General features: G+C 70.2%; 20 protein-coding genes. 15 read left to right on the top strand and 5 right to left on the bottom strand.

Annotated elements, in window-relative coordinates; translation table 11 throughout:
• Position 1: 1 nt before the first annotated feature.
• From hutG to ACEUEL_RS02875, 6 genes are all read left to right on the top strand, one after another.
• On the top strand, positions 2–829 hold the full coding sequence (gene hutG / locus ACEUEL_RS02900) for an N-formylglutamate deformylase (RefSeq protein ID WP_405701966.1): 828 nt from the start codon (positions 2–4) through the stop codon (positions 827–829).
• Positions 826–2,493 (top strand): urocanate hydratase, encoded by a 1,668-nt coding sequence (gene hutU, locus ACEUEL_RS02895; protein WP_405701965.1) that lies wholly within the window; start codon positions 826–828, stop codon positions 2,491–2,493. The genes hutG and hutU overlap by 4 nt, the downstream gene beginning before the upstream one ends.
• Before the next feature lie 125 nt (positions 2,494–2,618).
• Complete coding sequence (locus ACEUEL_RS02890; protein ID WP_405701963.1) at positions 2,619–3,524, top strand: SDR family NAD(P)-dependent oxidoreductase; 906 nt, start codon at positions 2,619–2,621, stop codon at positions 3,522–3,524.
• Positions 3,525–3,637: 113 nt separating this feature from the next.
• Complete coding sequence (locus ACEUEL_RS02885; RefSeq protein ID WP_405701961.1) at positions 3,638–3,961, top strand: GNAT family N-acetyltransferase; 324 nt, start codon at positions 3,638–3,640, stop codon at positions 3,959–3,961.
• 28 nt (positions 3,962–3,989) lie between these two features.
• Positions 3,990–4,895 (top strand): pirin family protein, encoded by a 906-nt coding sequence (locus ACEUEL_RS02880; RefSeq protein WP_405701959.1) that lies wholly within the window; start codon positions 3,990–3,992, stop codon positions 4,893–4,895.
• A 34-nt stretch (positions 4,896–4,929) separates the two neighbouring features.
• Entirely contained in the window at positions 4,930–5,631 is a 702-nt protein-coding gene (locus ACEUEL_RS02875; protein ID WP_405701958.1) for a Crp/Fnr family transcriptional regulator, read from the top strand.
• Between the two features lie 8 nt (positions 5,632–5,639).
• On the opposite strand, the gene ACEUEL_RS02870 is transcribed toward ACEUEL_RS02875, so the two are convergent.
• Entirely contained in the window at positions 5,640–6,023 is a 384-nt protein-coding gene (locus ACEUEL_RS02870) for a DUF779 domain-containing protein (protein ID WP_405701956.1), read from the bottom strand.
• 131 nt (positions 6,024–6,154) lie between these two features.
• Positions 6,155–7,672: an aldehyde dehydrogenase gene (gene adh / locus ACEUEL_RS02865; protein WP_405701954.1), complete on the bottom strand. Its 1,518-nt coding sequence runs from the start codon at positions 7,670–7,672 to the stop codon at positions 6,155–6,157.
• A 240-nt stretch (positions 7,673–7,912) separates the two neighbouring features.
• Between adh and ACEUEL_RS02860 the strand changes: the two genes are divergently transcribed.
• The 3 genes from ACEUEL_RS02860 (at position 7,913) to ACEUEL_RS02850 (ending at position 11,489) form a co-directional block, all read left to right on the top strand.
• Positions 7,913–9,793 carry a sigma-54-dependent Fis family transcriptional regulator gene (locus ACEUEL_RS02860; protein WP_405701953.1) on the top strand — a complete coding sequence of 627 codons (1,881 nt, stop codon included), beginning with the start codon at positions 7,913–7,915 and terminating at the stop codon, positions 9,791–9,793.
• Between the two features lie 99 nt (positions 9,794–9,892).
• On the top strand, positions 9,893–10,240 hold the full coding sequence (locus ACEUEL_RS02855) for a hypothetical protein (protein WP_405701951.1): 348 nt from the start codon (positions 9,893–9,895) through the stop codon (positions 10,238–10,240).
• Between the two features lie 16 nt (positions 10,241–10,256).
• Positions 10,257–11,489, top strand: coding sequence for an adenylate/guanylate cyclase domain-containing protein (locus ACEUEL_RS02850; RefSeq protein ID WP_405701950.1), 1,233 nt, complete (start codon positions 10,257–10,259; stop codon positions 11,487–11,489).
• Here ACEUEL_RS02850 and ACEUEL_RS02845 read toward each other — a convergent pair.
• From ACEUEL_RS02845 to ACEUEL_RS02835, 3 genes are all read right to left on the bottom strand, one after another.
• On the bottom strand, positions 11,475–13,532 hold the full coding sequence (locus ACEUEL_RS02845; RefSeq protein WP_405701949.1) for an acyltransferase family protein: 2,058 nt from the start codon (positions 13,530–13,532) through the stop codon (positions 11,475–11,477). The two genes, ACEUEL_RS02850 and ACEUEL_RS02845, sit on opposite strands and share 15 nt — an antisense overlap.
• 340 nt (positions 13,533–13,872) lie before the next feature.
• Entirely contained in the window at positions 13,873–15,039 is a 1,167-nt protein-coding gene (locus ACEUEL_RS02840; RefSeq protein ID WP_405701946.1) for a patatin-like phospholipase family protein, read from the bottom strand.
• Positions 15,040–15,126: 87 nt separating this feature from the next.
• Positions 15,127–15,399, bottom strand: coding sequence for a helix-turn-helix domain-containing protein (locus ACEUEL_RS02835; RefSeq protein ID WP_405701945.1), 273 nt, complete (start codon positions 15,397–15,399; stop codon positions 15,127–15,129).
• Positions 15,400–15,499: 100 nt separating this feature from the next.
• Between ACEUEL_RS02835 and ACEUEL_RS02830 the strand changes: the two genes are divergently transcribed.
• The 6 genes from ACEUEL_RS02830 to mnhG are packed head-to-tail and all read left to right on the top strand — an operon-like array spanning position 15,500 to position 21,557.
• A complete protein-coding gene (locus ACEUEL_RS02830; RefSeq protein WP_405701943.1) occupies positions 15,500–18,409 on the top strand; it encodes a monovalent cation/H+ antiporter subunit A in 2,910 nt (969 codons plus the stop codon).
• Positions 18,409–18,750, top strand: a complete 342-nt coding sequence (locus ACEUEL_RS02825; RefSeq protein ID WP_405701941.1) for a Na+/H+ antiporter subunit C — start codon at positions 18,409–18,411, stop codon at positions 18,748–18,750. The genes ACEUEL_RS02830 and ACEUEL_RS02825 overlap by 1 nt, the downstream gene beginning before the upstream one ends.
• Positions 18,750–20,378, top strand: coding sequence for a monovalent cation/H+ antiporter subunit D (locus ACEUEL_RS02820; protein WP_405706533.1), 1,629 nt, complete (start codon positions 18,750–18,752; stop codon positions 20,376–20,378). Before ACEUEL_RS02825 ends, ACEUEL_RS02820 begins: the two co-directional genes overlap by 1 nt.
• On the top strand, positions 20,375–20,875 hold the full coding sequence (locus ACEUEL_RS02815) for a Na+/H+ antiporter subunit E (protein ID WP_405701938.1): 501 nt from the start codon (positions 20,375–20,377) through the stop codon (positions 20,873–20,875). Before ACEUEL_RS02820 ends, ACEUEL_RS02815 begins: the two co-directional genes overlap by 4 nt.
• On the top strand, positions 20,872–21,165 hold the full coding sequence (locus ACEUEL_RS02810) for a K+/H+ antiporter subunit F (protein ID WP_405701936.1): 294 nt from the start codon (positions 20,872–20,874) through the stop codon (positions 21,163–21,165). Before ACEUEL_RS02815 ends, ACEUEL_RS02810 begins: the two co-directional genes overlap by 4 nt.
• Entirely contained in the window at positions 21,162–21,557 is a 396-nt protein-coding gene (gene mnhG / locus ACEUEL_RS02805) for a monovalent cation/H(+) antiporter subunit G (RefSeq protein ID WP_405701935.1), read from the top strand. Before ACEUEL_RS02810 ends, mnhG begins: the two co-directional genes overlap by 4 nt.

Here is a 21,557-nt window from a genome sequence, read left to right as displayed (position 1 = left end):
GATGGATCACCCTTCCTTCCTCACCGTCCACCGCGGCACCGCGCCGCTGGTCGTGTCGCTGCCGCACACCGGCACCGACATCCCCGAATCCATCGCCGTCGATCTCGTCTCACCCTGGCTGGCGCGCAAGGATTGCGACTGGTGGATCGAGCTGCTCTACGACTTCGCCGCCGGTCTCGGTGCCAGCGTGGTGCGCACCAGCGTCTCGCGCACCGCCATTGACGTGAACCGCGATCCCTCCGGCGCCTCGCTCTATCCGGGGCAGGCGACCACGGAACTGTGCCCGACCACCTCGTTCGACGGCGAGCCGCTCTACCTGCCCGGCCACGGCCCGGATGTGGAGGAGCGCCGCGCGCGCTGGTTCGCCCCCTACCACGCCGCGCTCGCCGGCGAGATCGAGCACGCCCGCGCCACGCATGGCACCGTCGTGCTCTATGACTGCCATTCGATCCGCTCGGTGATCCCGCGCCTGTTCGACGGCACGCTGCCGCACATGAACATCGGCACCAATGCCGGCGCCGCCTGCGCCCCCGCGCTGCAGGCGCAGGTGGAAGCGATCTGCGCCGGCACCGGGCTCGACTGGGTGAGCAATGGCCGCTTCAAGGGCGGCTGGATCACCCGCCATTACGGCGACCCGTCACGCGGCGTCCACGCCGTGCAGATGGAGCTCGCCTGCCGCGCCTACATCGCCGAGCCGCTCGGGCCGGTCGGGCCCGGGAACTGGCCCACCCCCTACGATCCCGCCTATGCCGCGCCGCTGCGCGCGGCGCTGATCGCCATCTTCGAGGCGTGCATCGCCTTCGCCCGCTCGCAGGGAGCCCGTCCATGACCCGTATCGACAATTCCCGCACCATCCGCGCCGCCCACGGCACCACGCTCACCGCCAAGAGCTGGCTGACCGAGGCGCCGCTGCGCATGCTGATGAACAATCTCGACCCGGATGTCGCCGAAAAGCCGGGCGAGCTCGTCGTCTATGGCGGCATCGGCCGCGCCGCGCGCGACTGGGAGAGCTTCGACCGCATCGTCGCATCCTTGCGCGAACTGGAGGCCGACCAGACGCTGCTGGTGCAGTCCGGCAAGCCGGTGGGCGTGTTCCGCACCCACAAGGACGCCCCGCGCGTGCTGATCGCCAACTCCAATCTGGTGCCGCACTGGGCGACCTGGGAGCACTTCAACGAGCTGGATCGCAAGGGGCTGGCCATGTACGGCCAGATGACCGCGGGATCGTGGATCTATATCGGCAGCCAAGGCATCGTGCAGGGCACCTACGAGACCTTCGTCGAGATGGGCCGCCAGCATTTCGGCGGCTCGCTGAAGGGCAAGTGGATCCTCACCGCCGGTCTCGGCGGCATGGGCGGCGCGCAGCCGCTCGCCGCGACCATGGCGGGGGCGTCGTGCCTCGCCATCGAGTGCCGCCCCTCCTCGATCGAGTTCCGCCTGCGCACCGGCTATGTCGACGTGAAGGCCGACAATCTCGACCACGCGCTGGAGCTGATCGGGAAGGCGACGAGCGAGGGCAAGGCGCTTTCCGTCGCCCTGCTCGGCAATGCCGCCGAGGTGCTGCCGGAACTCGTCAAGCGCGGCGTCAAGCCCGATGCCGTCACCGACCAGACCTCGGCGCACGACCCGGTCAACGGCTATCTCCCGATCGGCTGGACGCTCGACCAGTGGGAGGACCGCAAGGCCTCCGATCCCAAGGGCGTCGCCAAGGCGGCCAAGGCCTCGATGGCGGTGCATGTGCGGGCGATGCTCGACTTCCACCACGCCGGCATCCCGACCGTCGACTACGGCAACAACATCCGCCAGATGGCGCTGGAAGAGGGCGTCACCAACGCCTTCGACTTCCCCGGCTTCGTGCCGGCCTATATCCGCCCGCTGTTCTGCCGCGGCATCGGCCCGTTCCGCTGGGCGGCGCTCTCGGGCGATCCGGCCGACATCGCCGCCACCGACGCCAAGGTGAAGGAGCTGATCCCGGACAACCCGCATTTGCACAACTGGCTCGACATGGCGGCCGAGCGCATCCACTTCCAGGGCCTGCCGGCGCGCATCTGCTGGGTCGGCCTCGGCGATCGCCACCGGCTCGGCCTCGCCTTCAACGAGATGGTGCGCAAGGGCGAGCTGAAGGCGCCCATCGTGATCGGCCGCGACCATCTGGACTCGGGCTCGGTCGCCTCGCCGAACCGGGAGACCGAGGCGATGGCCGACGGCTCCGACGCCGTCTCCGACTGGCCGCTGCTCAACGCGCTGCTCAACACGGCGTCCGGCGCGACCTGGGTATCGCTGCACCATGGCGGCGGCGTCGGCATGGGCTTCTCGCAGCATTCCGGCATGGTGATCTGCTGCGACGGCACCGCCGACGCGGATGCCCGCATCGCCCGCGTGCTGTGGAACGACCCGGCCACCGGCGTGATGCGCCACGCCGATGCCGGCTACGAGATCGCGCTTCGATGCGCCAAGGAGCACCAGCTCGACCTGCCGGGCATCCTCGGCTGAGGGGAGCGGTCGCGCCCCGGCGCGGGCGCGGGAACGCGCGGTGGCGGTGCCGCGTTGCCGGCGAGCGGCTTCCCTCCCCCGGGACGGGATGCCATTGTCCCGCCGAGTCCCGAGGAGCGCCCGCCATGCCCGCAACGACATCCGCCACCACGCCTCACCCCGCCCTGCGGCCCGGCAACGTCGCCGTGGTGACGGGCGGCGCCTCGGGGATCGGGCTGGCGGCGGCGAAAGCCTTCGCCGCGCTCGGGCTGAACGTCGTCATTGCCGATCTCGCCGGCAGGCGGCTCGACGCGGCGGTGGAAGCGGTGGGCGGCAGCGCGGTCGGCGTCGGCGTGGATGTCAGCGTGCCGGACGACCTCGAGCGTCTCAGGCAGGTCGCCTACGACACCTTCGCCCGCGTCGACGTGCTGATGAACAATGCCGGGATACAGCCGGGCTCCGGCATCTTCGGGCCGGAGGCCAACTGGACGCGCGTCATCGACGTCAATCTCTGGGGCGTCATCCATGGCTGCCAGAGCTTCGTGCCGGCCATGATCGAGAGCGGCAATCCGGGCCTCGTCATCAACACCGGCTCGAAGCAGGGCATCACCACGCCGCCCGGCGATCCCGCCTACAACGTCTCCAAGGCGGCGCTGAAGGTGTTCACCGAGCAGCTCCAGCACGAATTGCGCTCGCGCGAGGGCTGCCGCATCAGTGCCCACCTGCTGATCCCCGGCTTCGTCTTCACCCCGCTCGCCGCGCGCGGACGCCCCGAGAAACCCGAAGGCGCCTGGACGGCCGAGCAGACGGTCGACTTCATGCTGACGCGCCTCGCCGAGGGCGATTTCTACATTCTCTGCCCCGACAACGACGTGCCGCGCGCGCTCGACGAGAAGCGCATCCTCTGGGCCGCCGGCGACATCGTCGAGAACCGCCCGCCGCTGTCGCGCTGGCACCCCGACTATGGCGATCGCTTCGCCGCCTTCGCCGCACAGGCCCCGGCCGAGGAGGGTTTGCGCCCCGACGAACTCAACGCCTCCAACGACGACTGACGGCGGGCCCCTCGATCGGGCGGCCCCGGAAAACGCCGTTCGCGGACGCAAAGGCGCGACAACACCGCGTTTCACGCTAATATGCCCTCATATGAACGGGAAAGGCGGTAGCGATGAGCGAAGGTGATCCGATCGTGGTCGTGAAGAACGACGAGGCGCATCGCTTCGAAGTCCATGCCGAGGGGCATCTGGCGCTGGCGGAGTACGAGCCCTTCGACGGCGGCATCATCTTCACGCACACCGAAGTGCCGGCGGAACTCGGCGGGCGCGGCATCGCCACCAAGCTGGTGGAAGCGGGGCTCGCCGATGCGCGCGCCCGCGGCCTCCTCGTCGTGCCGCGCTGCGAGGTGTTCGTGCGCTACATGCAGAAGCGCCCGCAGACGCACGACCTGCTGCACCCCGCCGCCCGCGAGGCCCTGGGCCTGCCGGCCGCGTGAGGCCCGGGCCGTCCGGCGGGAGGCGCACATGCTCGACATGGTGATCGATGCCCGCAAGGGCGATCTCGGCAACGGCTTCGAGGTCCGGCGCATCCTGCCGTTCCGCCGCCGGCGCATGGTCGGGCCGTTCATCTTCATGGACCATGCCGGGCCGGTGAACCTGCCGCCCGACCAGCTGCGCAGCGCCGATGTGCGCCCGCACCCCCATATCGGCCTCTCGACGGTGAGCTACCTGTTCAACGGCCAGATCACCCACCGCGACAGCCTCGGCGTCGAGCAGGTCATCCGTCCCGGCGAGGTGAACTGGATGACCGCCGGCCGCGGCATCTCCCATTCCGAGCGCTTCGAGGACCCTTCCGCGCTCGCCGGCGGCGCGCTGGAGATGATGCAGACCTGGGTGGCGCTGCCCGAGACGGACGAGGAGAGCGCGCCGAGCTTCGACAATTACCAGCCGGCAGAATTGCCCGTGTTCACCGAGGGCGGCGTCTGGCTGCGGCTGATCGCCGGCAGCGCCTACGGCCTGTCCAATGCGGTGAAGACGCATTCGCCGCTGTTCTATCTCCACGCCGTGCTCCAGCCCGGCGCCCGGCTCGGCCCCCCGCGCGGCCATGCCGAGCGGGCCGCCTATGTCGCCAAGGGCCGCATCGAGGTCGGGGGACGCGATTACGGCGCCGGCCAGATGCTGGTGTTCGGCGCGGCCGACGACCCGGTGATGGTGGCACGCGAGGCCTCGACCGTCATGCTGCTGGGCGGCGAGCCGCTGGGTGAGCGCTTCATCTGGTGGAACTTCGTCTCCTCCCGCAAGGAGCGCATCGAGCAGGCCAAGGCCGACTGGAAGGCGGGCCGGATCGCCCTGCCGCCCGGCGACGATCACGAATTCATCCCGCTGCCGGAGGAGCGGCTGCGCCCGCCCTCCGCCGAGCCGCTCTCCTGACGCGATGACCGCTCCCGCACGCTCCAAAGCCGCCGTGGCAGCGCCGGCCGGCCCGGACGAGGCGCCGCAGACGCTGCTCGCGGCGCTGCCCGCGGCGCTCAAGGCGCATCTCTTCGCCGGCAGCCGGCCGGTGAGCCTCGAGGCCGGGCGCTCGCTGTTCGAGGCGGGCGACCCCGCCGATGGCTGCTACCGGATCGAAAGCGGGCTGCTGAAGGTCTCGGTGCTCTCGGCCGCCGGCAATGAGCGCATTCTCGCCATTCTCGGCCCCGGCGCGCTGGTGGGCGAACTCGCTTTGCTCGACGGGCGGCCGCGCTCCGCCTCGGTCGCGGCGCTGCGCGATTCCACGCTCGCCTTCATCGGCCGCAACGCCTTCGACGCCGTGCTGGCGCGCGAGCCGGACCTGTGGCGCCTCGTGGCGGCGATGCTGGCGACGCGGCTGCGCGACGCCAACGAATCGCTCGCCGCCTCCAGCTTCCTGCCGCTGCAGGGCCGCATCGCCCGCGCGCTGCTGACCCTCGGCGAGGCCTTCGGCGAGCCGGTGCCGCCGGACGGCGCCGGGCGCCTGCTGATCCGCCAGAAGCTCAGCCAGTCCGATCTCGCGGCGATCGCCGGCATCGCGCGGGAGAATGTCAGCCGCATCCTCAACGGCTGGATCCGCGAGGGGCTGGTGAGCCGCCTCGCCGGCTATTACTGCCTCGAAAAGCCGGCCGAGCTCGAACAGCTCACCCGCGACTGAGCCTGCCCTCAGGCGGCGCCGACCAGGACCGGCTCGAGGATCTCGATCTCGGCATCGGTAAACAGCCGCGACCGGGTGAGGAAGCGCACGTCGCGCCCGTTCTCCAGGCTGAACATGCCGCCCCGCCCGGGCACGACGTCGATGATGAGCTGGGTGTGCTTCCAGTAGGCGAACTGCGACTGGCTCATATGGAAGGCGGCGCCACCGATGACGCCCATCCGCACGTCGCTGTCGCCGAGCAGGAAGTCGCCGGCCGGGTAGCACATCGGCGAGGAGCCGTCGCAGCAGCCCCCGGACTGGTGGAACATCACCGGACCGTAGTCGCTCTGGAGCGTGCGGATCAGCTCCAGCGCCACCTCGGTGGCGAGCACGCGCGGAACGGGCGAGACCATGGGTACCTCCCTTTCGTCAGGCGCCGCGGCCGGCGCGAGGGGGATGATGGCCCGGCCGGGCGCATCCGTCACCCCGCCGGCGCGCCGCAAAAAGAAGGGGCGCCGAAGCGCCCCCGCCAGGGAAGTTCCGGTCAGAAGAAGCCGAGCTTCTTCGGCGAGTAGCTGACCAGCAGGTTCTTGGTCTGCTGGTAGTGGTCGAGCATCATCTTGTGGGTCTCGCGCCCGATGCCGGACTGCTTGTAGCCGCCGAACGCCGCATGGGCGGGATAGGCGTGGTAGCAATTGGTCCACACCCGGCCCGCCTGGATGCCGCGGCCGAAGCGGTAGGCGCGGTTGCCGTCGCGGGTCCACACGCCCGAGCCGAGGCCGTACAGCGTGTCGTTGGCGATATGGAGCGCCTCGTCCTCGTCCTTGAAGGTGGTCACGGACACCACCGGCCCGAAGATCTCCTCCTGGAAGATGCGCATCTTGTTGTGACCCTTGAACACGGTCGGCTTGACGTAATAGCCGCCGGCGAGGTCGCCGCCGAGATTGTTGCGCTCGCCGCCGGTGAGCACCTGCGCGCCCTCCTGCTTGCCGATGTCGATATAGGAGAGGATCTTCTCCAGCTGCTCGGAGGAGGCCTGCGCGCCGATCATGGTCGCCGGATCGAGCGGCGAGCCCTGCACGATGGCCTCGACGCGCTTGAGCGCCTTCTCCATGAACTTGTCGTAGATCTTCTCCTGGATGAGCGCGCGGCTCGGGCAGGTGCAGACCTCACCCTGGTTGAGAGCGAACATCACGAAGCCCTCGATCGCCTTGTCGAAGAAGTCGTCATCCTCGACCGCGACATCGTTGAAGAAGATGTTCGGCGACTTGCCGCCGAGCTCCAGCGTCACCGGGATCAGGTTCTGGCTGGCGTACTGCATGATCAGCCGGCCCGTCGTGGTCTCGCCGGTGAAGGCGATCTTGGCGATGCGCGGCGAGGAGGCGAGCGGCTTGCCAGCTTCCAGGCCGAAGCCGTTGACGATGTTGAGCACGCCCGGCGGCAGCAGGTCGGCGATCAGCTCGGCCACGAGCAGGATGCTGGCCGGGGTCTGCTCGGCCGGCTTAAGCACCACGCAATTGCCGGCGGCCAGCGCCGGGGCGAGCTTCCACACCGCCATCAGGATCGGGAAGTTCCACGGGATGATCTGGCCGACCACGCCGAGCGGCTCATGGAAGTGATAGGCGATGGTGTCGTGGTCGATCTCGGAGAGCGCGCCTTCCTGCGAACGCACGCAGGCGGCAAAGTAGCGGAAATGGTCGATGGCGAGCGGGATATCGGCCGCCGTCGTCTCGCGGATCGGCTTGCCGTTGTCCCAGGTCTCGGCGAGCGCGATGAGGTCGAGATTCTCCTCCATGCGGTCGGCGATGCGGTTGAGGATCAGCGCCCGCTCGGCCGCCGAGGTCTTGCCCCAGGCGTCCTTGGCCTTGTGCGCGGCGTCGAGCGCCTTCTCGATGTCCTGCGCGTCGGAACGGGCGACCTCGCAGATCTTGCCGCCGGTGACCGGCGAGGTGTTGTCGAAATAGCGTCCGTTGACGGGCTCGACGAACTGGCCGCCGATGAAGTTGCCGTAGCGGGCCTTGAACGGCGACTGGCGGGTGATGGAAAGTTCCGGCTTGTTCATTGTGGTCTCCTCCCAGGGTGGAGCCCACAGAATTGCAGCGCCCGTGCCAGCGCCGTCCAGCGCCACACAAAATCGTTATTGCAGCGCGGGAAAATATTGAAACGACACGGATATGCCGCTCACCTTGGACATCCGCAAAGCTACAGCGGTGGACGCGGCCGAAAAACTTGCTAGAAACTGTCGGATACAACAACAAGACCAGCAACACATGTGGCTTTTTGCAACACCCGGGAGGTGCGCATGGGGACCGAGGTCGCGTCGCAGACGGTGCTGGCGCGCCGGCAGTTCTTCGAGCAGGGCCGCCTGATCACCCGCCCGGAGACGGCGGCGAGCCTCGTGCCGGCGCCGATCCTGCGCTCCTGGCAGCGCTGCGCCGAGCGCGGGCTCGACAATGCCGCCCTCCCCCGGCTGGAGCCGATCACCGCGCGCGAATTGCGCGAGGCGGGCGAGCGCCATGAGCGGCTGCGCCGAATCTGCCGCCCCGAGATCGAGAGCCTGCATGCCGATGCCGACTCCACCGGCTGCGTCATCATCCTCACCGACGACACCGGCCTCATCCTCGATTCGCTCGGCAGCGCCGATTTCGCCGCCCGCGCCGCCCGCGTCGCCCTCCTGCCGGGCGTGCCGTGGTCGGAAAGCTCCACCGGCACCAACGCGGTCGGCACGGCGCTGGTCGAGGGCCGGCCGATCGCCGTGCATGGCGGCGAGCATTTCTTCGAGCCGCACGGCATCCTCAGCTGTTCGGCTGCGCCGATCTTCGACCCCTATGGGCGGATCGCCGGCCTGCTCGACCTCTCCGGCCCGGCGGCGGTCGACCATCGGCACGCACTCGGCCTCGTGCGCCTCGCGGTGGAGCAGATCGAGCATCGGTTCTTCGAGGATGATTTCCGCAACCGCCGCGTTCTGCGCTTCCAGTCCGATCCCGGCCTGCTCGGCACCGCGCGCGAAGGCATCCTCGTGTTCGAGGACGACCGCCTCGTCGCCGCCAACCGGCACGGCCTCGGTTTCCTCGGGCTCGACTGGTCGGCCATCGGCCGCGAGCGGGCACCGGCGCTGTTCGAGCGCCTGCCCTGCGAGGCCGCGGGCCCGATCGGATTCCGCGACCGGAGCGGCCGCCCCTTCACCGGCCGGCTCGACATTCCGGCCGTGCCGGGCGCTGCGCGCCACATCCCCGCCCCCCGCGCCACCCCCGCGGCCGAAACCGGCCCGCTGCTCGACGAGGCCAGCCACGCCGCGCTCATCCGCGCGGTGAAGCTGGTCGGCGCCGACGTGCCCGTGCTGGTGCGCGGCGAGACCGGCACCGGCAAGGAGATGCTGGCCCGCGAGATCCACCGCCGCAGCGACCGGGCCGACCGCCCCTTCGTGGCGGTGAACTGCGCGGCCATTCCCGAGAGCCTGATCGAGGCCGAGCTGTTCGGCTATGAGGAAGGCGCCTTCACCGGCGCCCGCCGGCAGGGCCGCAAGGGCCTGCTGCGCGAGGCGGACGGCGGCGTGCTGTTCCTCGACGAGATCGGCGACATGCCGCTCACCCTGCAGGCGCGGCTCTTGCGGGTGCTGCAGGAGCGCGAGGTCGTCCCGCTCGGCGGCGGACGGCCGGTGAAGGTCGACTTCGCCCTCGTCTGCGCCACCCATCGCGACCTGCGCGCGGCGATCGAGGCGGGGCAGTTCCGCTCCGACCTCTATTTCCGCATCGCCCATTACACGGTCGAACTCCCCGCGCTCCGGCATTTCCCCGACCGAATGGACGCCGTGCGCGCCTGCTGGCGGCGGATCGCGGCCGATCCGCGCCTGACGCTCGCGCCGGCAACCGAGGCCCGGCTCGCCGCCTGCGACTGGCCGGGCAATTTCCGCCAGCTGGTCGGCACGCTCAGGGCGCTGGCCGCGCTCGCCGAACCGTTCCAGCCGGTGCCGCCGGAGGCGCTGCCGGCCGAGATCGGCCCCGCGCCAGCCGCGCTTCCCCGCGCGACAGCCGTGGCGGCGAACGGCGGGCAGGAGCTCGACGCCATCACCCGCGAGGCCATGCGCCACGCGCTCGAAGCCTGCGCCGGCAATGTCTCCCGCGCCGCCCGCTCGCTCGGCATCAACCGCTCGACGCTCTACCGGCGACTGCTGAACGGCTGAGCCGGCTCGCGCGGGCGATCGGCCGATTTATCCCGACGCCGTTCGCGACATGTTAAGCGCGGCGTGCTGGACTGGCCCCGCTCATCGAGGGTTCCCGCCGTGATCGCCATCCGCCTGCCCGCCGCCGCCCTCCTCGTCCTCGCCGCCATCGGCACCGCCGAGGCCGGCGCCTGCCGCCCCGACATCGAGAAGGCGCAGGCCAAGGTCGACGCCTATATCGACCAGATCGCCGCCAGCGGCCCCACCGCCACCGAGAGCGTCAGCGCGACACTCAGCCACCAGCCGACGCCGGCCAGCATCGCAGCCGCCGAAGTCCAGCTCGGCGAAGGCGGCAGCATCGACGCGGCGCTCACCGCCCTCGACAAGGCCCGCCGCGCCGATGCGCGCGGGAACACCGCGCTGTGCCGGCAGGCGCTCGGCCACGCGCTCAACGCCATCGGCCAATAGGCAACGGACCCGCCGGATGCAGGACGCCGACATCGCCCGCATCGCCCAGTGGCTCATCGCCCGGGGCCTTGCCGGCGGCAAGGAAGACAAGCTGCTCGAGCAGTTCTGCCGGCTCTGCCGCGAGGCCGGCCTGATGGTCAGCCGCGGTCTCTTGATCATGGACACGCTGCACCCGGTCTATGAGGGCCGCGCCTTCGTCTGGCGGCAGGACGGCACCGCCGAGCGCGCGGTGATCGAATACGGCTCCTCCTTCGAGGGCGCCCATGCCGAGACCTGGCGGCGCACCGCCTTCTACCACCTGCTGCAGACCGGCGGCACCGAGTTGCGCCGCCGCATCGCCTTCGGCGACCCGCTCGACTTCTCGATCCTGACCGAGCTGCGCGAGGCCGGCCAGACCGACTATTTCGTGCTGATCCGCCAGTTCTCGGCGGAAGGCTCGATCGGCGAGATGGACGGCTTCTACTCGCAATGGACCTCGGCCGAGCCGGAGGGGTTCACGGAGGACGACATCGCCGCGCTGCGCCGGCTGGTGCCGGTGCTGGCGCTGGCGCTGAAATGCGAGACGTTGACCGGCATCGCCGGCACGGTCGCCGAGATCTATCTCGGCCGCGACGCCGGGCGCCTGGTGATGAGCGGGCGCATCGCCCGCGGCGTCGCCGAGCGCATTCCCGCCGTGCTCTGGTTCTCGGACCTGCGCGGCTATACCCGCATCTCCGACAGCGCCGCGCCCGAGGAGATCATCCCGCTGCTCAACGACTATGCCGGGGCGGTGATCGGCGCGGTGCACGAGGCCGGGGGCACCGTGCTGAAGCTGATCGGCGACGGCGCGCTGGCGCTGTTCCGCGATGGCGAACCGGCGCAGGCCTGCGCCGCCGCGCTCGCAGCCGAGGCGAGCCTGCGCACGCGCCTCGCCGAGGTGAACGCGCGGCGAACCAGCGAAGGCCGGCCGGTGACCGACATCTATCTCGGCCTGCACATCGGCGAGGTGTTCTACGGCAATATCGGCAGCGACGACCGGCTCGACTTCACCGTGGTCGGCCCGGCCGTGAACGAGGTCGCCCGGATCGCCTCCATGTGCCGCTCGGTCGACCACGACACGGTGGTGTCGTCGGAATTCGCCCTCGCGCTGCCCGAGGCACTGCGCGCCCGCCTCGTCTCGGTCGGCCGCTACGCGCTGCGCGGCGTCGGCCGCACCCAGCACCTCTACACGCTCGACCCCGATACCCTCGCCCGTTCAGCGCGGGGATGACAGCACGGCGGCCAGCTTCGCCTCGAAGCGCGGCAGCAGCACCATGTTACCATAGGCACTCAAGTGGTCGCCGTCGAAGAACAGCGGCTTGCCGTCGCGAAACGCGCTGCATTCGCTGCCGGGGCATACCGCCGGCAACGGGTCCCACTCCGTCACGCCCGGCAGCCGCGCCTCCAGCGCATCGATCTGCGCCAACGCGGGTTTGCGGCGCTGTTCGATCTCGCCCCGCGCGATGGTCACGCCCCCGGCGCAGACCGGGTTGGACGCGTTGAACCAGTCCGAACACCGGAAGGGGGGCGCGCGGAACAGGGGCAGGGGCGACTCGATGATGATGGGAACGCGCGCCTTCGCCACCGGCTGGAGCAGCCGCAAGGCTTCCGCCAGCGCATCGGCGCGGACCTGATCGCTCGACACGCCGTCGATCGCCTCGTCGGCGCCGCCCCACTGGTCGCTGTAGCGGGGCATGCGCAACGCCGGGAGGAACAGCGCGCCGTCCTTTCCGGCCGTGGCGACCACGCGGTCGATCGCGGCGGTCACGAATGCGCGGCAGGCGGGGGACACCTGCCCGTTGGGACGGTTCAGCCGGAACAGAGGACAGGCACCGTCGGTGTAGATGTCGATCGCGTATCCGTACCGGGCGGCCATCGCCCCGAGCAGCGGCAGATAGGCCGTGGCGTGGGAATCGCCGATCACCGCGAGACGCCCCGCTCGCCGCGGCGCGGCGCACTGCGCCGAGAGGGTGACGATGCTGCCGCCCGCGAACGCGCCCTCCGAGCGGGTGACGGGGCACCCTCCGGCCACCGGCAGCGGCTCGTCGGGAAACCACGTCGCCTCGTCCCGGGTCACGCTGAGGAGTATTTCCGGGGCGAGGTAATGCATCACCCCGCGGGTTATGAGAACCGCGGAGAGGATGCCGGCAAGCCCCACCCCTACCACCCGCAGCCGGCTCGCCTCGCGAACGGGCCGGGCATGCCGGACCGGATCCTCGACGAAGCGATAGGCCGCCAGCGCGAGGACGATCGTGAGCGCGAGAGCGCTGGCGAGCTGGAGCGGCGTCTCCAGCCCGACCGTCCAGCGCATGAGAACGAAGACCGGCCAATGCCAGAGATAGAGCGAGTAGGACCGGCGCCCGACATAGACCATCGGCGCCGACGCCATCGTCCGCCCGAGCAACGTCTCCGGCCGGCCCACCACGACGACGATCAGCAGCGCCGTTGCCAGCACGGGCGGCAAGGCCCAGGGAAACGGAAAGGCGAGACCGTCGGCAAGCAGCAGCGAGGCGGCGAGCAGAACCACGGCCAGCCCGCCCAGTGCCTGCGCCGACGCGGACGACAGGCGCCCCATGCGCGCGCGCCATATCGGCAGGGTCGTGCTCAGCAGGATCCCGAGCCCGAGTTCCCAGAAGCGCGCGATGATCAGGTAGAAGGCCCATTGCTGGCGGTAATGGGTCAGGATCGCCGCCACGACGAGCGAGGCGATCGAGAGAAACGCGAAGGTCAGGACGACGCCGCGCCGCCGCCCCTCGGTGCTGCGGCGCCACGCCCAGAAGAAAAAGATGATCGGAAAGATGAAGTAGAACTGCTCTTCGACGCCGAGCGACCAGGTATGGGTATAGGGATTATATTCGGCGCGGGGCGAGAAATAGGTATCGGTATTGAGGGCGAGCGACATGTTGCTGACGCCCAGCAAGGCCATCAGCCCGGTGCGGTCGTTGGTGGTGCTCAGCCAGGCCGGCGGAATGAACATCGCGGCCGCCAGCGCCGTGACCAGCACGCACAGGATCAGCGCCGGCATGATGCGCACGATCCGGCGCGCATAGAAGAAGGCGAGGAACGCGCCGAAATGATCGAACCGCGCCGCCAGCACCGAGGTGGCGACCACGAAGCCGGAGATGACGAAGAAGACGTCGACGCCGACGAAACCACCCGGCAACCACGGCAGGCCGAGATGGAAGAGAATGACGGAGACGACGGCGAGGGTGCGCAGCCCGTCGACCCCCGGCATGTACCCCACCGGCCGCATGTCCCCGCCGAGCGCGGGCATCGGCGCGTCACGCCGGGAGCGAACAGCCGGATCGCCTGGGGCAGCAGCATCCATCGCGAACACTCACCGGACCATCGAAGACAGCCTCGCAGGATAAGGCGACCCGGTTTTTGTGCAACGCAATAATCAAGGTGCCGATCCGACCTCCGCGCCATCGGCACCGGGGTGCCGCCCGGTCGACCGCGACAGCGCGGTGCCGTCGCGCGCGGTGTCGTCGGGATTTGCCCGCGCGCGGCGCGGCAGGCGCCGGCTCGTCGCGATCGGACACCGCGCACCGCGCGGCGTCGGCGGCAGCCGGCAGTTCCGCCCGCGCGACCCGGACCGGCCGCGCGCGAAGAGGTCAGTCGCCGCCGTCGAAGCCGACGTCGAAGGTGCGCACGCCGCTGTCGTCTTCCGGCGGGCGGAAGATGTCCTCGTGGCGCAGCGTGCGCACCGCGTCGTGATAGCCGGCCGACCAGTGCTCCTCCATGGTCCGGCGCGAGAATTCGTAGTCCTTCGCCGAGCCTTCGTAGCTCTGCGCGTGGTAGATGATCTCGACGATGTTGTAGTTCTTCTCGTCGGCCTCGGCGGCGAGGGCCTGCGCCTCCGGCGTCTGCTTCAGCGCCGGGGGAAGCTGCTCCAGCAGCCGGTGCGCGTGCCGGCGCAGGCGCTGCGCCTGCCGGAAGCGGTCGGTGCCGGCGCGGGTGCGGCTGGAGAAGCGGATCTCCTTCTGCCGCACGTCGGCGCCGGCGAGGTCGCGCGGCACCTCGCCCTGCGAGGCCCACAGATCGACCTGGAAGGCGATGGTGTCGAGCCGCGGCCGGGAATCCAGCATGTATTGCAGCGGCGTGTTGGAGACGAGGCCGCCGTCCCAGTAATACTCACCGTCGATCCGGGTCGGCGGGAAGCCGGGCGGCAGCGAGCCGCTCGCCATGATGTGCTCCGGGCCGATCTCGTAGGTGGCGTTGTCGAAATAGGTGAAGTTGCCGGTGCGCACGTTCACCGCGCCGACGGCGAAGCGCATCTCGCCCGCATTGATCAGGTTGAAGTCGACGAGGCGCAGCAGCGTGTCGCGCAGCGGGGCGACGTCGTAGAAGCTGACCTGCTCGGGATTGCCCGCCGGCACCAGATAGGGCGGCGGCAGGCGCGGCGTGAAGAAGCCGGGCGCGCCGCGCAGCAGGATGCCGGCCGCGCGCCACTGGTTCATGAGCTTGTGGGTGAAGTCGTCGTCGAGGCGCAGCCACGGCAGGTTCGGGAAGATCGCCGGCGCCTGGCTGACCGTCTCCCAGAATTCGCGCAGCTTCTCGACCCGCTTGCCGGGCGGGTTGCCGGCGATGATCGCCGAGTTGATCGCGCCGATGGAGATGCCGGTGATCCAGTCGGGCTCGATGCCCGCCTCCGCCAGCGCCTGGTAGACCCCGCCCTGATAGGAACCGAGCGCCCCGCCGCCCTGCAGCACCAGCGCGATCCGCTCGAAATGCGGCCGGCGCAGGCCACGGTGCGTCTTCAGGCGTGGCTTTGCGGGCATCGTCTCACCTCGGCGCGTGGAACGTGGGAACGGCTGATGTGGCACCCGATCCCGCCGCGAGGCAAGATGGTGCGGCGGTCCTGCGGATCAATCCGCGTCGCATGGTGAAGAGTCGGGATCGCGGCGCGGCGTCTCGCGCAGCCTGACGCCCGGGCCGCTGCCGTCCGCCGGCAGCAGCACGACGCCCGCATCCTCCAGCGCGCGCACGAGCTGCGCTTCGGTAGCCCGGTGCAGCACGTGGCGGCAGCTTTCGAAGTCGCGCACGGTGCTGCGCGAGACCCCGGCGCCGCTGGCCAGCCGGTCCTGCGTCCAGTCCAGCAGTCCGCGTGCGGCGCGGCATTGTTCGGGCGACAAATTCATGGCGGATGCCTTGATTGAGCCGCATAGAGTCAACCATAATGGCGGAGATTTCGCAAATCATCTCATCAGTCCGTTTGAGCCGGGAGGAGCCCCGCATTTCGTGACCCCGCAAGGCGTGCTGCTCCTCACCCTGCTGGCGCTGCCCTTCGCTGGCAGCCTCCTCGCCGTCTTCCTGCCCCGCCTGGGGCGGAACGGTCTCGCGCTGCTGGCGGGGATGATCGCCGTCGCGGGAACAGCGGGCACCGCCTACCTCTACCCGCTGACCCACGAGGGTGGCGCGGTACGCGCCCAGCTCGACTGGCTGCCCTCGCTCGGCCTCGACTTCACCCTCCGGCTCGACGGCCTCGCCTGGATGTTCGCCGTGCTGGTGTTCGGCATCGGCGCGCTGGTGGTGCTCTATGCGCGCTACTACCTGTCGGCCGAGGATCCGCTGCCGCGCTTCTTCTCGCTGTTCCTCGCCTTCATGGGCGCGATGCTCGGCGTGGTGCTGTCGGGCAACCTGATCCAGATCGTCTTCTTCTGGGAACTTACCAGCCTCTTCTCCTTCCTGCTGATCGGCTATCGCCACCAGACCGCGGCCGCCCGCGACGGCGCGCGCATGGCGCTCACCATCACCGGGGCGGGCGGGCTGTGCCTGTTCGTCGGGGTCATGCTGGTGGGGCGCATCGTCGGCAGCTACGACCTCGACGAGGTGCTGCGGTCGGGCGAGCTCATCCGCAACAGCCCGCTCTACACGCCGGCGCTGGTGCTGATCCTGCTCGGCGCCTTCACCAAGAGCGCGCAGTTCCCGTTCCATTTCTGGCTGCCGCACGCGATGGCGGCGCCGACGCCGGTCTCCGCCTATCTGCACTCGGCGACCATGGTGAAGGCCGGCATCTTCCTGCTGACCCGGCTCTGGCCGGTGATGGCGGGCACCGACACCTGGTTCTACATCGTCGTGCCGGCGGGGCTCGCGACGCTGGTGATCGGCGCCTATGTCGCCATCTTCCAGCAGGACATGAAGGGCCTTCTCGCCTATTCGACCATCAGCCATCTCGGCCTGATCACGCTGCTGCTCGGCCTCGGCAGCCCGCTGGCGGCGGTGGCGGCGATCTTCCACACGATGAACCACGCCATCTTCAAGGCGTCGCTGTTCATGGCCGCGGGGATCATCGACCACGAGACCGGCACGCGCGACATCCGCCGGCTGTCCGGGCTGTTCCGCTACATGCCCTACACCGGCACGCTGGCCATGGTCGCCGCCGCCTCCATGGCCGGCGTGCCGCTGCTGAACGGCTTCCTCTCCAAGGAGATGTTCTTCGCCGAGGCGGTAGCCGACCACACCGGCTCCCTGCTCGACGACAGCCTGCCCTACTGGGCGACGCTGGCGGGCGCCTTCTCGGTCGCCTATTCGCTGCGCTTCATCCACGGCGTGTTCTTCGGCCCGCCGCCGGTGGACCTGCCGCGCCAGCCGCACGAGCCGGCGCACTGGATGCGCTTCCCGATCGAACTGCTGGTGCTGACCTGCCTCGTCATCGGCATCTTCCCCGGCCGCACGGTCGGCCCGCTGCTGGAGACCGTCACCCGCTCGGTGATGGGGCCGACCATGCCCTATTACAGCCTCGCGGTGTGGCACGGCTTCAACTGGCCGCTGCTGATGAGCCTGATCGCGCTCTCCGCCGGCACGCTGCTCTATGGCGCGCTGCGCGGCTACCTCGCCACCGGACCGGACGGGCCGCCCTTCCTGCGCGACCTCAAGGGCCAGCGCATCTTCGAGAACGTCATCGTCACCGTATCCTGGCAATGGGCGCGCGCGCTCGAGCGGCTGCTCGGCACCCGCCACCTGCAGCCGCAGCTGCGTCTGCTGGTGGGCGTGGCGATCATCGCCGCGGTGGCGCCGTTCGGCGTGAACGGCATCGCCGGCAACGGCCCGCGCCCGCTCACCCCGATCGACCCCGCCTTCCTGCTGATCTGGGCGATCGGCATCGGCTGCGCCCTCGGTGCCGCGCACCAGGCCAAGTACCACCGCCTCGCCGCGCTTGTGCTGATGGGCGTGGCGGGGCTGGTCTCCTGCCTCAGCTTCGTCTGGCTCTCGGCGCCGGACCTGGCCGCGACGCAGCTCCTCGTCGAGATCGTCACCACCGTGCTCATCCTGCTCGGCCTGCGCTGGCTGCCCAAGCGCCTCGAGGACGCCCGCCCGTCGGGCCCGACGCCGAGCGTGCTGTTCCGCCGCTACCGCGACCTCTCGCTCGCCGTCGCCGTGGGGGTGGGGCTGTCGCTGCTCGCCTATGCGGTGATGACGCGCCCGCTCCCCGAGAGCGTCTCGCGCTTCTTCGTGGAGCGTGCCTACACGCAGGGCGGCGGCACCAACATCGTCAACGTCATCCTCGTCGACTTCCGCGGCTTCGACACGATGGGCGAGATCGCGGTACTGTGCCTTGCCGCGCTCACCGTCTTCGCCCTGCTGCGCCGCTTCCGGCCGGCGAGCGACAATGCGGGGACGCCCGAGCAGCAGCGCATGCAGGACGCCTATGACGACGCCGCGCCCGACCGCAAGGTGGGCGACACCGTCACTGACTACCTGCTGATCCCGCGCCTCATCATGCAGTGGATGTTCCCGGTGGTGATCGTGCTGGCGGTGTACCTCTTTATGCGCGGGCACGACCTGCCGGGCGGCGGCTTCGTCGCCGGCATCACGCTGTCCATCGGCTTCGTCCTCCAGTACATGGCCAGCGGCACGCGCTGGGTGGAGGAACATCTGCGCGTGCTGCCGCTGCGCTGGATGGGGCTCGGCCTGCTCACCGCCGTCGCCACCGGCCTCGGCTCCTGGCTGTTCGGCTACCCGTTCCTGACCTCGCACGCGCGCTATCTCGACCTGCCGCTGGTCGGCAAGGTGCCGGCGGCGAGCGCGCTGATGTTCGACCTCGGCGTGTTCCTGCTGGTGGTCGGCGCCACCGTGCTGATCCTCATCGCGCTGGCGCACCAGTCGCTGCGCGGGGCGCGCCCCTCCCGCGGCGGGGGAGGCGGCTGATGGAACTCGTGCTCGCCATCGGGATCGGGGTTTTCGCCGGCTGCGGCGTGTGGCTGGTGCTGCGCCCGCGCACCTATCAGGTCATCATCGGTCTCTCGCTGCTCTCCTATGCCGTGAACCTCTTCATCTTCGGCATGGGCCGGCTGCGGGTCGCCGCCGCCCCGGTGCTCGACAAGAACGCGGTCGCCGATCCGGCCGCCTTCGCCGATCCGGTGCCGCAGGCGCTGGTGCTGACCGCCATCGTCATCGGCTTCGCCATGACGGCGCTGTTCCTCGTCGTGATGCTCGCCGCACGCGGCCTGACCGGCACCGACCATGTCGACGGGCGCGAGGACGGATGATGCGCAGCGTGCTCGACCACCTCGCCGTCCTGCCGATCCTGCTGCCGCTGGCGGCGGGCGCGCTGATGCTGCTGTTCGACGAGCGGCGCACCCGGCTGAAGGCGGGCGTCAGCCTGGTCACCATCGTCGCGCTGCTGCTGATCGCGATCGTGCTGATGATGCGGGTGCACGTGTCCGGCTTCGGCGGCTCGGACACGCCCATCGTCTACGCGCTCGGCAACTGGCCGGCGCCGTTCGGCATCGTGCTGGTCGCCGACCGGCTCTCGGCGCTGATGCTGACGCTCACCGCCCTGCTCGGCTGTGCCTGCCTCGTCTATTCGCTGGCGCGCTGGGCCAAGGCGGGGCCGCGCTTCCACACCCTGTTCCTGCTGCTGCTGGCGGGGCTGAACGGCGCCTTCCTGACCGGGGACCTGTTCAACCTCTTCGTCTTCTTCGAGCTGCTGCTGGCCGCCTCCTACGGCCTCGCCCTGCACGGCTCGGGCAGCGCGCGGGTGAAGGCGGGGCTGCACTACATCCCGATCAATCTCGTCGCCTCGGCGCTCTTCCTCATCGGCGTCAGCCTGATCTACGGCGTCACCGGCACGCTCAACATGGCCGACCTCGCCGCCAAGGTGCCGGGCCTCGCCCCGCACGAGCGCACGCTGATGGAGGCGGGCGCGGCGATCCTCGGCGTCGCCTTCCTGACCAAGGCGGGCATGTGGCCGCTGAGCTTCTGGCTGCCGACCACCTATGCCGCCGCCGGCGCCCCGATCGCCGCCATGTTCGCGATCATGAGCAAGGTCGGCATCTATGTCGTGCTGCGCCTGTCGCTGCTGGTGTTCGGCGAGGATGCCGGCGCTTCGGCCGGCTTCGGCAGCGGCTGGCTCTATTTCGGCGGCATGGCGACGCTCGCCTTCGGGGCCATCGGCGTGCTCGCCTCGCAGTCCATGCCGCGCCTCGCGGGCTACAGCGTGCTGGTCTCCTCCGGCACCCTGCTGGCGGCGATCGGTACCGACAACAGCGCGGTGATCTCCGGCGGGCTGTTCTATCTGGTGAGTTCCACGCTCACCATCGCCGCCTTCTTCCTGCTGATCGAGCTGATCGAGCGCGGCCGCGAGGCCGGTGCCGACGTGCTCGCCGTGTCGATGGAGATCTTCGGCGACATTGAGGAGGAGGAGCCGGACGAGCAGGGCGAGAGCGGCGTCGCCATCCCCGCCACCACCGCGGTGCTGGGCGGCGCCTTCGTCGGCTGCACCCTGCTGCTGGCGGGTCTGCCCCCGCTCGCCGGCTTCATCGCCAAGTTCGCGATGCTCTCCGCGCTGGTCAACGAGGCGGGGCCGATCTCGGCCGATCACTGGGCGCTGGTCGCGCTGCTGATGATCTCGGGGCTGTCGGCGCTCATCGCCATGACCCGCACCGGCATCCGCACGCTGTGGACGCCGAGCGAGAACCCGATCCCGCGCGTGCGGGTGATCGAGGGCGCGCCGGTGGTCTGCCTGCTGATGCTGTGCCTCGCGCTGACCGCCTTCGGCGGCCCGGCGATGCGCTACATGGAAGCGACCGCGCAGGTGCTGTTCTGGCCGGGCGAATATGCCCGCGACGTGCTCACCTTCTGGCCGCCGCAGCCGAGCCCGGGAGACGTGCCATGATCGCCGGGCTCCGCCGGGTGCTGCCCTTCCCCAAGCTGTTCCTCGCTTTGCTGGCGATGTGGCTGCTGCTGAACCAGAGCCTCTCCGCGGGGCAGATCGTGCTCGGCACCCTCGTCGCCTTCGGCGCCTCCTGGGCGATGGCGGCGCTGAAGCCGGCCCCCGTCCGCCTGCGCCGGCCCGCCGCCATCGCCACCCTCGCCGGCCGGGTGCTGGTCGATATCGTCCGCTCCAACATCGCGGTCGGCACCATCATCCTGTTCGGCCAGCGGCCCGGCCGGCGCCCGGGCTTCATCACCTTCCCTCTCGAGCTGCGCGACCGCTACGGCCTCGCCACCCTCACCATCGTGCTGACCGCGACGCCCGGCACGCTCTGGATGAACTTCGATCCGGTCTCCGGCACGCTCCTGCTGCATGTGCTCGACCTCGAGGAGGAGGACGAGTGGATCGATCTGATCAAGGGGCGCTACGAAGGACTGCTGCGGGAGATATTCGAATGAGCGGATCCCTCGCCGTCACCATCCTCGCCTGGTCGATCACCCTCGCCCAGATCATGCTGGCCGTGGCGATGGCCTGCGCCGCCTATCGCGTGCTGCGCGGACCGCGCGCGCAGGACCGCATCCTCGGCCTCGACACCTTCTATGTGAACGCCATGCTGGTGATGCTCACCTTCGGCATGCGCACGGGCGTCACGCTCTATTTCGAGGCGGCGCTGCTGATCGGCGTGCTGGGCTTCGTCGGCACCGTCGCCTCGGCCAAGTTCCTGATGCGCGGCGAGGTGATCGAATGAGCGCGCCCGATCTCCCGCTCTGGGCTGCCCTCGCCGTCTCCGCGCTGGTGCTGGCCGGCGCCGCGATCACGCTGGTCGGCTCGCTCGGGCTGCTGCGGCTGCCGACCTTCTACGCCCGCGTCCACGCGCCGACGCTCGGCGCCACGCTCGGCACCGGCGGCGTCCTGCTCGCCTCCATGCTCGCCAACAGCGTGGTGCAGGGCCGGCCCGTGCTGCACGAGGCGCTGATCGCGGTCTTCCTCACCGTGACCACCCCGGTGACGCTGATGCTGCTGGCCCGCGCCGCGCTCTACCGCGACCGGGTGGAATCGGCCCCCGACGTGCCCGACGGTGACGTGCCGCGCGCGGTGATCGACCGGGCGGCCGCCGTCGACCCCGACGGCAGGGACTGA

The sequence above is a fragment of the Ancylobacter terrae genome, from assembly GCF_045108345.1.
Classification (GTDB): domain Bacteria; phylum Pseudomonadota; class Alphaproteobacteria; order Rhizobiales; family Xanthobacteraceae; genus Ancylobacter.
This window is presented reverse-complemented; position numbering and strand designations above follow the sequence as displayed.

Coding starts and splice junctions, on each gene's coding strand:
- ACEUEL_RS02860 (WP_405701953.1), top strand. CDS start 7,913: ATGGGGACCGAGGTCGCGTCGCAGACGGTGCTGGCGCGCCGGCAGTTC.
- ACEUEL_RS02885 (WP_405701961.1), top strand. CDS start 3,638: ATGAGCGAAGGTGATCCGATCGTGGTCGTGAAGAACGACGAGGCGCAT.
- ACEUEL_RS02845 (WP_405701949.1), bottom strand. CDS start 13,532: ATGCCCGCGCTCGGCGGGGACATGCGGCCGGTGGGGTACATGCCGGGG.
- ACEUEL_RS02840 (WP_405701946.1), bottom strand. CDS start 15,039: ATGCCCGCAAAGCCACGCCTGAAGACGCACCGTGGCCTGCGCCGGCCG.
- mnhG (WP_405701935.1), top strand. CDS start 21,162: ATGAGCGCGCCCGATCTCCCGCTCTGGGCTGCCCTCGCCGTCTCCGCG.
- ACEUEL_RS02850 (WP_405701950.1), top strand. CDS start 10,257: ATGCAGGACGCCGACATCGCCCGCATCGCCCAGTGGCTCATCGCCCGG.
- ACEUEL_RS02870 (WP_405701956.1), bottom strand. CDS start 6,023: ATGGTCTCGCCCGTTCCGCGCGTGCTCGCCACCGAGGTGGCGCTGGAG.
- ACEUEL_RS02880 (WP_405701959.1), top strand. CDS start 3,990: ATGCTCGACATGGTGATCGATGCCCGCAAGGGCGATCTCGGCAACGGC.
- ACEUEL_RS02890 (WP_405701963.1), top strand. CDS start 2,619: ATGCCCGCAACGACATCCGCCACCACGCCTCACCCCGCCCTGCGGCCC.
- hutG (WP_405701966.1), top strand. CDS start 2: ATGGATCACCCTTCCTTCCTCACCGTCCACCGCGGCACCGCGCCGCTG.
- hutU (WP_405701965.1), top strand. CDS start 826: ATGACCCGTATCGACAATTCCCGCACCATCCGCGCCGCCCACGGCACC.
- adh (WP_405701954.1), bottom strand. CDS start 7,672: ATGAACAAGCCGGAACTTTCCATCACCCGCCAGTCGCCGTTCAAGGCC.
- ACEUEL_RS02820 (WP_405706533.1), top strand. CDS start 18,750: ATGCGCAGCGTGCTCGACCACCTCGCCGTCCTGCCGATCCTGCTGCCG.
- ACEUEL_RS02835 (WP_405701945.1), bottom strand. CDS start 15,399: ATGAATTTGTCGCCCGAACAATGCCGCGCCGCACGCGGACTGCTGGAC.
- ACEUEL_RS02815 (WP_405701938.1), top strand. CDS start 20,375: ATGATCGCCGGGCTCCGCCGGGTGCTGCCCTTCCCCAAGCTGTTCCTC.
- ACEUEL_RS02825 (WP_405701941.1), top strand. CDS start 18,409: ATGGAACTCGTGCTCGCCATCGGGATCGGGGTTTTCGCCGGCTGCGGC.
- ACEUEL_RS02810 (WP_405701936.1), top strand. CDS start 20,872: ATGAGCGGATCCCTCGCCGTCACCATCCTCGCCTGGTCGATCACCCTC.